At 65.0% G+C, this 11,737-nt stretch carries 6 protein-coding genes and 2 pseudogenes; 2 read left to right on the forward strand and 6 right to left on the reverse strand.

From position 1 onward, the window contains the following. Positions 1-23: 23 nt before the first annotated feature. A complete protein-coding gene (locus tag P5W99_RS13575; RefSeq protein WP_421024901.1) occupies positions 24-4,724 on the reverse strand; it encodes a glutamate synthase-related protein in 4,701 nt (1,566 codons plus the stop codon). 650 nt (positions 4,725-5,374) lie between these two features. After that, positions 5,375-6,064 (reverse strand): annotated as a pseudogene (locus tag P5W99_RS13580) (transposase); the annotation flags it as partial. Between the two features lie 188 nt (positions 6,065-6,252). Between P5W99_RS13580 and P5W99_RS13585 the strand changes: the two are divergent. Together P5W99_RS13585 and P5W99_RS13590 are read left to right on the forward strand one after the other, a co-directional pair. After that, positions 6,253-6,972, forward strand: coding sequence for an OmpW/AlkL family protein (locus tag P5W99_RS13585; protein WP_421024902.1), 720 nt, complete (start codon positions 6,253-6,255; stop codon positions 6,970-6,972). Between the two features lie 402 nt (positions 6,973-7,374). Beyond that, entirely contained in the window at positions 7,375-7,752 is a 378-nt protein-coding gene (locus tag P5W99_RS13590; protein ID WP_421024903.1) for a DUF883 family protein, read from the forward strand. A 90-nt stretch (positions 7,753-7,842) separates the two neighbouring features. Here P5W99_RS13590 and ugpQ read toward each other — a convergent pair whose 3' ends face one another. The 4 genes and pseudogenes from ugpQ to aroK all read right to left on the reverse strand — a co-directional run bounded on the left by ugpQ (position 7,843) and on the right by aroK (position 11,632). Beyond that, a complete protein-coding gene (gene ugpQ / locus P5W99_RS13595) occupies positions 7,843-8,604 on the reverse strand; it encodes a glycerophosphodiester phosphodiesterase (RefSeq protein WP_421024904.1) in 762 nt (253 codons plus the stop codon). Positions 8,605-8,635: 31 nt separating this feature from the next. Further along, a pseudogene (locus P5W99_RS13600) lies at positions 8,636-9,766 on the reverse strand (deoxyguanosinetriphosphate triphosphohydrolase); the annotation flags it as partial. Between the two features lie 186 nt (positions 9,767-9,952). Next, positions 9,953-11,035, reverse strand: coding sequence for a 3-dehydroquinate synthase (gene aroB / locus P5W99_RS13605; RefSeq protein WP_421024905.1), 1,083 nt, complete (start codon positions 11,033-11,035; stop codon positions 9,953-9,955). A gap of 42 nt (positions 11,036-11,077) precedes the next feature. Further along, on the reverse strand, positions 11,078-11,632 hold the full coding sequence (gene aroK / locus P5W99_RS13610) for a shikimate kinase AroK (protein ID WP_421025280.1): 555 nt from the start codon (positions 11,630-11,632) through the stop codon (positions 11,078-11,080). Positions 11,633-11,737: the final 105 nt, after the last annotated feature.

Genomic DNA, 11,737 nt, shown 5'->3' on the forward strand with positions numbered 1-11,737 from the left:
TCTTGGCGTCGTCGTCGCGAAAACTAAGCGGCCAGCTCTTCCTGGTTCGCCTTCTTCGCGCCGAGCTCGCCCAGTGCGCGCTTGTATTCCGTCGGGAACACCTTCACGAACTGGCGGCGCGCCGCATCCCAGTTTTCCAGCAGCGCCTTCGCACGCGGCGAGCCGGTGAACTGGAAGTGACGCTCGACGAGTCCCTTGAGCAGCACTTCGTCGGTTTCGCGCGCGTGCCACAGCGCGCGGTCCACGGTGCGTTCCTGTTCGGCCTGTTGCAGGACCGGGTCGAGCGCGACCATCGACTTGTTGCACTTGCCGGCGAACGTGCCTTCCGGGTCGTAGACATAAGCCACGCCGCCCGACATGCCTGCCGCGAAGTTGCGGCCCGTCTCGCCGAGCACGACCACCGTTCCGCCCGTCATGTATTCGCAGCCATGGTCGCCCGTGCCTTCCACAACGGCCGTCGCGCCCGAGTTGCGCACCGCGAAGCGCTCGCCCGCCACGCCGCGCAGGAAGGCTTCGCCTTCGAGTGCGCCGTACAGCACCGTGTTGCCGCAGATGATGTTTTCTTCGGACTTGCCACGGAAGTCGTTGGTCGGACGGATGATGATCCGGCCACCCGACAGGCCCTTGCCTACATAGTCGTTACCGTCGCCGACCAGATCCAGCGTGATGCCGCGTGCGAGGAACGCGCCGAAGCTCTGGCCCGCCGTGCCCTTCAGCTGGATATGGATCGAGTCGTCGGGCAGACCGTCGTGACCGTACTTCTTCGCAACCACGCCCGAGAGCATCGCGCCCACCGTGCGGTTCACGTTGCGCACCGGCTGGATGAACGAGACGTGCTCGCCGCTTTCGATCGCGGCCTTCGCCTTCTCGATCAGCGTGTGATCGAGCGCGCGGTCCAGACCGTGGTCTTGCGATTCCACGTGCATACGCGCGACTTCGGCGCCCACTTGCGGCTGGTAGAACACGCGCGAGAAGTCGAGACCCTTCGCCTTCCAGTGCTCCACGCCCTTGCGGGTGTCGAGCAGATCGGCGCGGCCGACCAGATCGTCGAACTTGCGGATGCCCAGTTGCGCCATGATTTCGCGCACTTCTTCGGCAACGAAGAAGAAGAAGTTCACGACGTGCTCGGGCTGGCCCGAGAACTTCGCACGCAGCACCGGATCTTGCGTCGCGACGCCGACCGGGCAGGTGTTCAGGTGGCACTTGCGCATCATGATGCAGCCCTCGACGACGAGCGGCGCCGTCGCGAAGCCGAATTCATCCGCGCCGAGCAGCGCGCCGATCACCACGTCGCGGCCCGTCTTCATCTGGCCGTCGGCCTGCACGCGGATACGGCCGCGCAGCTGGTTCAGCACCAGGGTTTGCTGGGTTTCGGCGAGGCCGAGCTCCCACGGCGTGCCCGCATGCTTGACCGACGAGAGCGGCGAAGCGCCCGTGCCGCCATCATGGCCGGCGATCACGACGTGATCGGCCTTGGCCTTCGCCACGCCGGCCGCGACCGTGCCCACACCCACTTCCGACACCAGCTTCACCGAGATCGACGAAACCGGATTCACGTTCTTCAGATCGTGAATCAGCTGCGCGAGGTCTTCGATCGAGTAGATGTCGTGGTGCGGCGGCGGCGAAATCAGGCCCACGCCCGGCACCGAGTAACGCAGCTTGCCGATGTATTCCGAAACCTTGTGGCCCGGCAGCTGACCGCCTTCGCCCGGCTTCGCGCCCTGCGCCATCTTGATCTGGATCTGGTCCGCCGACGACAGGTACTCCGCCGACACGCCGAAGCGGCCCGACGCAACCTGCTTGATCTTCGAGCGCAGCGAGTCGCCATCCTTCAGCGGGATGTCCGTCACGACTTCGGAGCCGATGATCGAGCGCATCGTGTCGCCGTTCTTGATCGGAATGCCGCGCAGTTCGTTGCGGTAGCGCTTCTCGTCTTCGCCGCCTTCACCCGTGTTCGACTTGCCGCCGATGCGGTTCATCGCGACGGCGAGCGTGGCGTGCGCTTCGGTCGAGATCGAGCCGAGCGACATCGCGCCCGTTGCAAAGCGCTTGACGATTTCCTTGGCGGGCTCGACGTCGTCGATCGAGATCGCGCGCGCCGGGTCGAGGCGGAACTCGAACAGGCCGCGGAACGTCATGTGACGCTTCGTCTGGTCGTTGATCAGATGCGCGTACTCCTTGTACGTCTGGTACGAGTTGCTGCGCGCCGAGTGCTGGAGCTTGGCGATCGCGTCCGGCGTCCACATGTGGTCTTCGCCGCGCACGCGGTACGCGTACTCGCCGCCCGCGTCGAGCATGTTCGCGAGCACCGGGTTGTCGCCGAATGCGTCGTGGTGCAGGCGGATCGCTTCCTCTGCCACTTCGAACAGGCCAATGCCGCCCACCTTCGATGCCGTGCCCTTGAAGTACTTCTGCACGAGGTCGTCCGCGAGGCCGACCGCTTCGAAAATCTGCGCGCCCGTGTACGACATGTACGTGGAGATGCCCATCTTCGACATCACCTTGAGCAGGCCCTTGCCCACTGCCTTGGTGAAGTTGTAGACGGCCTTATCCGCCGACAGGTCGCCCTTCAGGCCCTGCGCCATCTGCGCGAGCGTTTCCATCGCGAGGTACGGGTGCACGGCTTCCGCGCCAAAACCGGCGAGCAGCGCGAAGTGGTGCGTCTCGCGCGCCGAACCTGTTTCCACAACGAGACCCGTGCTCGTGCGCAGACCGTGCTGCACGAGGTGGGAGTGGATTGCCGAGGTGGCGAGCAGCGCCGGAATCGCGACATTGCCGCGGTCCGCGCGGCGGTCCGAGACGATCAGGATGTTGTAGCCCGACTTGACCGCGTCGACGGCTTCCGCGCACAGCGACGCGAGACGCGCCTCGATGCCTTCCTTGCCCCAGGCCACCGGATAGCAGATGTTCAGCTCGTAGCTGCTGAACTTGCCGCCCGTGTACTGCTCGATCGCGCGGATCTTCGCAATGTCCTTGAAGTCGAGCACCGGCTGCGACACTTCGAGACGCATCGGCGGGTTGATGTTGTTGGTGTCGAGCAGGTTCGGCTTCGGGCCGATGAACGACACGAGCGACATCACCATGTTTTCGCGGATCGGGTCGATCGGCGGGTTGGTGACCTGCGCGAACAGCTGCTTGAAGTAGTTGTAGAGCGTCTTGTTCTTGTTGGACATGACCGCCAGCGGCGAGTCGTTGCCCATCGAGCCGACAGCCTCTTCACCCGATGCCGCCATCGGCGCCATCAGGAACTTGAGGTCTTCCTGCGTGTAGCCGAACGCCTGCTGACGGTCGAGCAGCGCAGCGGCTTCGGCGCGCGCCGTGGCGACGTCTTCCGCCTTCGGCTCGATCTCGTCGAGCTTGATGCGCACGGCGTCGATCCAGCTCTTGTAGGGCTTCGCGTTGGCGAGGTTGTCCTTGAGTTCCTTGTCGTCGATGATGCGGCCGTGCTCCATGTCGATCAGGAACATCTTGCCCGGCTGCAGGCGCCACTTCTTGACGATCTTCGACTCGGGGATCGGCAGCGTGCCGGCTTCCGAGGCCATGATGACGAGATCATCATCCGTGACGATGTAGCGCGCCGGACGCAGGCCGTTACGGTCGAGCGTCGCGCCGATCTGGCGGCCGTCGGTGAAGGCGATCGCGGCGGGGCCGTCCCACGGCTCCATCATCGCGGCGTGGTACTCGTAGAACGCCTTGCGGTTCTCGTCCATCAGCGTGTGCTGTTCCCAGGCTTCCGGGATCATCATCATCATCGCGTGGACGAGCGGGTAGCCTGCCATCACCAGCAGTTCGAGACAGTTGTCGAACGAAGCCGTGTCCGACTGGCCCGGGTAGATCAGCGGCCAGAGCTTGGGCAGGTCGTCGCCGAGCACGTGCGAGGCGATCGCGCCAGTACGGGCGTTCAGCCAGTTCACATTGCCCTTCACGGTGTTGATTTCACCGTTGTGGGCGATCATGCGGTACGGGTGAGCCAGCTCCCACGCCGGGAAGGTGTTCGTGGAGAAGCGCTGGTGCACGAGTGCGAGCGCCGAGACCACGCGCTCGTCTTGCAGGTCGCGGTAGTACACGCCCACCTGGCCCGCGAGCAGCAGGCCCTTGTAGACGATCGTGCGCGCCGAGCACGACGGCACGAAGTATTCCTTGCCGTGCTTGAGCTTGAGCGCCTGGATACGGTGGCTCGCAGTCTTGCGGATCACATAGAGCTTGCGCTCGAGTGCGTCGGTGACCATCACGTCCTTGCCGCGGCCGATGAAGATCTGGCGGATCAGCGGCTCGCTCGCCTTCACGGTGGGCGAGATCGGCATCGCATGGTCGACCGGCACGTCACGCCAGCCCAGCACGACCTGGCCTTCGGCGCGCACGGTGCGCTCGAGTTCCTGCTCGCACGCGAGACGCGAGGCGTGCTCCTTCGGCAGGAAGATCATGCCGACGCCGTATTCGCCGGACGGCGGCAGCGTCACGCCCTGGCGCGCCATCTCTTCGCGATAGAACGCGTCCGGAATCTGGATCAGGATGCCCGCACCGTCGCCCATCAGCGGATCCGCGCCCACGGCGCCCCGGTGGTCGAGGTTTTCGAGAATCTTCAGACCTTGCTGAATGATTTCGTGGCTCTTCTTGCCCTTGATATGGGCGACGAAGCCGACGCCACACGCGTCGTGTTCGTTTTGCGGGTCATACAGACCTTGCGCGGCGGGCACCGCGGCGCGCTGCAGGTGATCGTTCATGGGGACACCGTCCAAGAGGGGCCAGGGGATGGCCGTTGATTCCGTACTTTTTAGTTTCCCGCCGCTTGCGTGACCGCTGTACGGCGTTGCGCGGGCGATGTTGGCTTCCCGCGTTGTGCGTCCAGGAGAGCCGAAAGGCGAATATACGCAACGAATCAAGAACATGCAAATAAAACCTAATGATTGATCCCCAATTATCAAGATGGTGCATCGCACACGTATTTTATTGGGGTCATATTTAATTCGGACGAAATAAAACGGCACCCGAAGATGCCGTTTTTCTGGTAACCCCTTGATCTGGAAGCGGATTAGTGCGTTCCTGTGCCGGGCTTGCGCTCATGATGAACCGGCGATGAACCGGAGCCGCTGCCCGAGCCAGACGACGCCGAACCCGCCGAATGCCCCCCCGCACCACCCGTATTTGCCCCTGGCGTTGCGCCGGAACCACTCCCCGCGTGCGTGCCGCCATGGCCTCCCGAATGCGCATCGGGATTCCCGCCAGCAGGCGGCGAATAATTGGGGTTCGATTGCCCGCCAGCATGGGACTGTGACACGTTCGGCGCCCCTGCGCTGCCGCCCGCGGCCGCGGTGGCTGCTGCGCCAACCGCACTGGCGGCCGGCGCGCCGGCCGCTGCAGACGCGGCGGGCGTCTCGCGCACCTTGCGCGGCCGACCGCGCGGCAGCGGCGAGACGCGCCGGTTCGCCGAGCGCGAAGCCCACTCGCGATAGGTATCGCTACCGAGCACCCAGCCTTTGAGCGTGGCCTGCATCAATTGCGTGGTCTCGCGCTCGTCGAACGGCTGCTCGCAGAGTTCGCGATAGGCGCGCTGGCGCTCGAACGGCGTGTTGCCGAGCGCCCAGTACAGCGGGTGGTCGGTAATGAGGCTATCCACCGTGAGTCCGATGTGATGTCGATAACTCGACCATCGGTAGTCTTCCGCTGCCGTCACGAGGTGATTGCGCACCGGCGCGAGCTCGACGACGCGGCTCGCGAGCAGGAAGAAACGCTCGCCCTCGATGACCGTGGCGCGATAACGCCCCTCCCAGAGCGTGCCGCGCCGGGCATAGCGGCGGTTGAAATGCGCCACGTAGCGTCTGCCGACCGCCTGCATCGCCTTGGGAAGGCTCGATTCGTCAGAGGGCGTGACGAGCAGTTGCACCGCACCGGGCATCAAAACCCAGGCGTGAACCGCCAGATGATGATCGCGCGCCGCCGCCTTCAGGCAGTCGATGAACAGTTCGTAATCCTGGTCGTCGACGAACGCGGGCTGCTGGTCCAGTCCGCGCAGAATCACATGCTGCGGCTGGTCGGGAACATAAAGACGTGCAAGCCGTGCCATGCTCGATTTTCCTGGTACGTTAGTGAATACCCGCATGCCCGCCAAGCCGCGCCAGCACTCATTTTCGCGGGCATGCCGGCTTGAGCGGAACGCTCGCGGCGCTTAGGGAAAAAGCTCTAACGGTCGTGTATGGTTTGTTGCAAACGTTGTGTTCATAATGAGCGGGCCTTTCATGGAGGAGCACATATATGAAATTAAAACAGGCGCTGGCAGCCACCGCCGCACTCGCCTGCGTGTCGGGGGCTTACGCACAATCGGCCAACACCTTCTACGTTACAACCGGATGGTTCCACTTCGCGCCGCAGGACAGCAGCGACCCGCTCAAAATCGACAGCGCGGGAGGCAGGCCCGTCAACCTCGCCATTCCGAACACAGGCGCCAGCATTAGCTCGTCCGACACACTGGGTCTCTCCTTCGGCTACTTCGTTACCGACCACATCGCAACTGAAGCCGAATTGGGCATTCCGCCGAAGTTCGATCTCTACGGCGGCGGCAGCTTCAACCAGTTCGGCAAGGTTGGCGAAGCGCGCCTGTGGAGCCCGGCACTGCTGCTCAAGTACTACTTCAACACGCCTGAAGCAAAATTCCGTCCTTACGCCGGCATCGGTTTCACGTATGTGTGGTTCACCGACGCGAAAATCACGAACCCCACATTCGAGCAAGGCGTACTTGGGGGTCCGACCAGTGTTTCGACGGATCGTTCCTGGGCGCCCGTATTTAATGTGGGCTTCAACTACAACTTCACGAAGCACTGGTTCGCTGGCTTCTCGCTCTCGTACATCCCGGTCAGTGTGATCGCCACGTTCGATACCACCGTCGCCAACCAGTTGGGCACCCAACGACGCTCCGAAGCCAAGATCCACCTGAATCCGCTCGTCACCTTCCTGAAGGTCGGCTACAACTTCTGAGCGCCCGCGCGCTTCGGAACACCCCGCGCCAGCCTTCCTGGCTCTGCTCTCCGTCCTGCCCTCACGGTAACCGACGGAGGGCGGCGCCTCCTACATCAACGGCGACTATCTCCTACATCTCGATTGGCTTTTCTTGATTCTATGCCTCTCGGAAAATCCGTGCTGTCCCCGTAATCATTTGTCGCAAACAAGATGCGCCGATTTGCTCTCCAGCCCCCGCTCGCGGGCCGCGAAGCCCCGCCAGGCGGGTCTTGCCGGCGAGCCTAAGCGTAATCCCGCCTGTACACCTGGGCGCGTCGGGCACCCGAAATGCGCAATACTTGAAGCCCTCCGCCCGCTGCGCCTCGCTTTTAGGACGCAGGCACGGCGGGCCCCCTGTGTTTTTAAACGACGGAGTCATTCATGAGCGCATTTCCAAACACGCGAGACGCCATCGGAGAATCCTGGACGCGCACGGGCCGCCATGCGCGCCGCATGGCGCGCCACGGCCGCAACGCGGCCGCCGACATCGCCGAAGAACTGCGGGATTTGCTCGCCGAACTGGAAACGACGCTGGGTGAAGGCACGCAAGCCGACGCTACCGCGCTGCGCGCCGACATTCGCAAGCGTCTGGATTCGGCACGCGAGCGCCTGGAAGTTGCACGCGCTTCCGCGCGCGAACGCACCGACGCAGCCATGGCCCAGGCCGACGACTACGTGCATGCCAACCCGTGGCAAGCCCTCGCCATCGTAGGCGGCGTCGCGCTGGTCGCAGGCGCGCTGCTTTCGCGCCTGCGCTGAAGTCGCACTGCGCGCCGCAAGCTCGCCCGGGGTTGCGCACCGATGGGCTTGCGACCGGCCCGGCACCCCTCAGGCGTGCCTGAAACCGTGCTATCCGTCGAGCGCGTGCGGCCCGATCAGGTCGATGCGGTCAGTACAGATGGTGTCCACGCCCCAGCTCACGAGTAGCCGCGCGCGCTCGAGGTCGTTCACCGTGTAGGCGAGAATATAAAGGCCGGCTTTCTTGATGCGGTGAACCAGTCCCTCGTCGAGATGCCGGTGACTCGCATGCAGCGAAACGCAACCGAGTGCGGCCGTCTGCTCGCGCCAGTCGTCGGGCACGCGCTCGACGAGCAGGCCGCACGCCAGATCCGGAGCGGCATCGCGCGCCGCCGCGAGCGCCTCGGGCGAAAATGAGGAAAGCAGCGGCTGTACTGCGGACCTGTCTTGCCCCGACGCCCGCCACAGCCGCGCCGTCTCCGCTCCGACGATACGGCCCGTCTCCGCCTCCCGCCCCGGACACGGCTTGATCTCCACATTCGCCGCCAGGCCTTCCTCGCGGCAGCACTGCGCCACCTCGGCGAGCGTCGGCATGTGCTCGCCTTCGAAGCGCGAATCGCACCAGCTGCCCGCATCGAACGCCGCAATCTGCGCATAGCGCAGTTGCGCCGCCGCGCCGCGCCCGTTCGAGGTGCGCTCGACGGTGTCGTCGTGCAGCAGGAACGCTACGTTGTCGGCCGACAGTTTGGCGTCGAACTCCACCATCGTGTGTCCGAACCCGGCGCCGACGCACAGGCCCGCCAGCGTGTTCTCAGGTGCGAGCGTACCGCCGCCGCGGTGCGCGGCAACGCGCGGATACGGCCAGTTATTCATCGTCTGGACTCCGGATTCAAGACAGGGGCGCTCAAACCTCGTCGGACACGACGAAGAGGCGCCGGTATTCCTTGAGGGCATAACGGTCGGTCATGCCCGCGATGTAGTGCGCGATCTGGCGCGGTTGCGAGGCTTCGTCATGGGTTTGGTACGCGGGGGGCAGCAAGCGCGGATCGTCGGAAAACGCCTCGAAAAGACCCTTCACGATGCGCTGCGCCTTGTTCGCCATGCGCATCACGCGGTAATGCCGGTACAGGTTACGGTACAGAAACCGCTTGAGCGCGGCGGCCTGGGCTGCAACACGCTCACTGTGCGCGACGATGGGCGGCGCAGCGCGCACATCGCCCAGCGATTGCGGCGCGAGCCTCGCGAGATTGCGGCTCGTCTCGTCGATCAAGTCGACGATCAGCGTGTTGATGATGCGCCGCACGATCTCATGCACGAGGCGCCGCCCCTCTATTTGCGGGTACTCGGCGCGCGCGGCTTCGTAGTGCATTTGCCAGAGGTCGACCTCGGCGAGCTGCTCGATGGTGAGGAGCCCCGAACGCAGCCCGTCGTCCACGTCGTGATTGTTGTAGGCGATTTCGTCCGCGATGTTGGCGATCTGCGCTTCGAGCGAAGGCTGGCGCCCGAGCAGGAAACGCTCGCCCAGTTCGCCGAGCTGCCGCGCGTGCTCGCGCGAGCAGTGCTTGAGGATGCCTTCGCGTGTCTCGAAGCACAGATTCAGGCCGTCGAACGCGCCGTAGTGCTCCTCGAGCTCGTCAACGACGGCGAGGCTCTGCAAGTTGTGCTCGAAGCCGCCGTGCCCGCGCATACATTCGTTGAGCGCGTCCTGGCCCGCATGGCCGAACGGCGTATGGCCGAGGTCGTGCGCGAGCGAGATGGCCTCGACGAGATCCTCGTTCACGCGCAGATTGCGAGCGACCGAGCGGGCGATCTGCGCGACTTCGAGGCTGTGCGTGAGCCGCGTGCGAAAGAGATCGCCCTCGTGGTTCACGAACACCTGAGTTTTGTATTCGAGCCGCCGGAACGCTGTGGAATGGACGATGCGGTCGCGGTCGCGTTGAAACTCGCTGCGCGCGGCGGGCGGCGGCTCGGCGAACCGGCGGCCACGCGATTGCGCGGAACGTGCCGCGTAGGACGCGAGTCCCGCTTCGAGATCGACGGGCACACCGACAACGCCCGGCGCGTGAACGCCGTCCGGACCTGCGCGCTCACCGGGATGTTCGCCTCTAATGTCGCTGCGGGTGTCGCTCAACGGTTCCTCCGCAAGGATCGCATCTGGGGCGGCCGCGGCCTCTCGGGCACGGGCCGCGCAAGCTCAGGCCGCCAGCTTCAGGCCCTTGAATCAGCCCTTCACGGCGGCGGCCAGCGTCGCCTGCACGGCTTCGTCGGGCGCGCGGCCGATATGCGTCTTCCCGAAGCGCTCGAGCAGAATGAACTTGATCGCGCCGCCCTCGGCTTTCTTGTCGACCTGCATGAGATCGACATAGCGCGCCGCGCCCAGCGCCGGGGCCACGATGGGCAGATTCGCCGCCTTCACCACGCGCACCAGCCGCTCGCGCGACGCTTCGTCGAGCATGCCGAGACGCACCGAAAGATCAGCCGCCATCACCATGCCGCAGCCCACGGCCTCGCCGTGCAGCCACTCACCATAGCCGAGGCCCGCTTCAATCGCATGGCCGAACGTATGCCCGAAATTCAGGATCGCGCGCAAGCCGCCTTCGCGCTCGTCGGCGGCCACCACCGATGCCTTGATCTCGCACGAGCGCTTCACCGCATGCGCGAGCGCCTCCGGCTCGCAGCGGTTGAGCGCCGCCACGTTCGCCTCGATCCATTCGAAGAATTCGGCGTCCGCGATCGCCCCGGTCTTGATGACCTCGGCCACGCCCGCCGCGAGTTCACGCGCCGGCAGCGTGCGCAGCGCGCCGATATCGGCAATCACGGCCTGCGGCTGATAGAACGCGCCGATCATGTTCTTGCCGAGCGGATGGTTGATGCCGGTCTTGCCGCCCACCGACGAATCGACCTGCGAGAGCAGCGTCGTGGGCACCTGGATGAACGGCACGCCGCGCATATAGCAGGCGGCCGCGAAGCCCGTCATGTCGCCGGTCACGCCGCCGCCCAGCGCGATCAGCGTGGTCTTGCGGTCGGCGCGCGCGGTAAGCAGCGCGTCGAAGATCAAGTTGAGTGTTTCCCAGTTCTTGTACGCCTCGCCATCGGGCAGCACGACCGTGTGGACGTCCTTGCCGAGCGGCGCGAGCGCAGCGCGCAACTGGTCGCCATAAAGCGGCTCTACGACCGTGTTGGTCACGATGGTCACCGACTTGCCGGCGATATGTGGCGCGAACAGCGCCGTCTGGCCAATGAGGTCGGTGCCGATGTGGATGGGGTAGGCGCGGTCGCCCAGTTCGACGTTGACGGTAATCATGCGAGGCATTCGTTCAGGGTGGGTGACACGAGCAGGAACGCCCTACTCGCTCGCCGGGGTTCGAGCGACGCCGGCCATGTCGAGCTGCATCAACACCATGTTGACGAGGCCGTTCACGGACGGGCGGCCGGTCTCGATCACGAAGTCGGCGACCTCGCGATAAAGCGGATCGCGCTGCGCGTAAAGCGCTTCGAGCCGCCCCTTGGGGTCTTCGGTCTGCAGGAGCGGCCGGTTCTTGTCGCGGCGCGTGCGCAGCCAGAGGTCGTGCGGATTCGCGCGCAAATAGACCACGAAACCCCGCTCCTTGAGCGCCGCGCGGTTCTCGGGCCGCAGCACCGCGCCGCCGCCCGTCGCCAGCACGATGCCTTCGCGCGCGCTGAGGTCGTCGATCACGTGCGCCTCGCGCTCGCGAAAGCCCGCTTCGCCTTCCAGCTCGAAGATCACCGGAATGCGCGCGCCCGTGCGCGCCTCGATCTCGTGATCGGAGTCGAAAAACGGACGCTCAAGCCGACGCGCGACCGCCCGGCCCACGGTCGTCTTGCCGGCGCCCATGAGCCCTACGAAAAATACATTGGCGTTTGCGTCCCGCACTTGCAGCGTTTCCTACGAAAGGTTGGTGCCGCAGCTTACTGGCAAAGCGGCCGCGTTGTCGAGCCTGCAGCGCCCACGGTCCGGCCCTTTTCGGGAGTCCTCGCGGCGCTG

This window comes from Paraburkholderia sp. A3BS-1L, from assembly GCF_051125215.1.
In the GTDB taxonomy this organism is placed as follows: Bacteria; Pseudomonadota; Gammaproteobacteria; order Burkholderiales; family Burkholderiaceae; genus Paraburkholderia.

Excerpts from the sequence above, each read along its gene's own strand:
- aroB (WP_421024905.1), bottom strand. The coding sequence starts at position 11,035 with ATGATTACCGTCAACGTCGAACTGGGCGACCGCGCCTACCCCATCCAC.
- P5W99_RS13585 (WP_421024902.1), top strand. The coding sequence starts at position 6,253 with ATGAAATTAAAACAGGCGCTGGCAGCCACCGCCGCACTCGCCTGCGTG.
- P5W99_RS13575 (WP_421024901.1), bottom strand. The coding sequence starts at position 4,724 with ATGAACGATCACCTGCAGCGCGCCGCGGTGCCCGCCGCGCAAGGTCTG.
- ugpQ (WP_421024904.1), bottom strand. The coding sequence starts at position 8,604 with ATGAATAACTGGCCGTATCCGCGCGTTGCCGCGCACCGCGGCGGCGGT.
- P5W99_RS13590 (WP_421024903.1), top strand. The coding sequence starts at position 7,375 with ATGAGCGCATTTCCAAACACGCGAGACGCCATCGGAGAATCCTGGACG.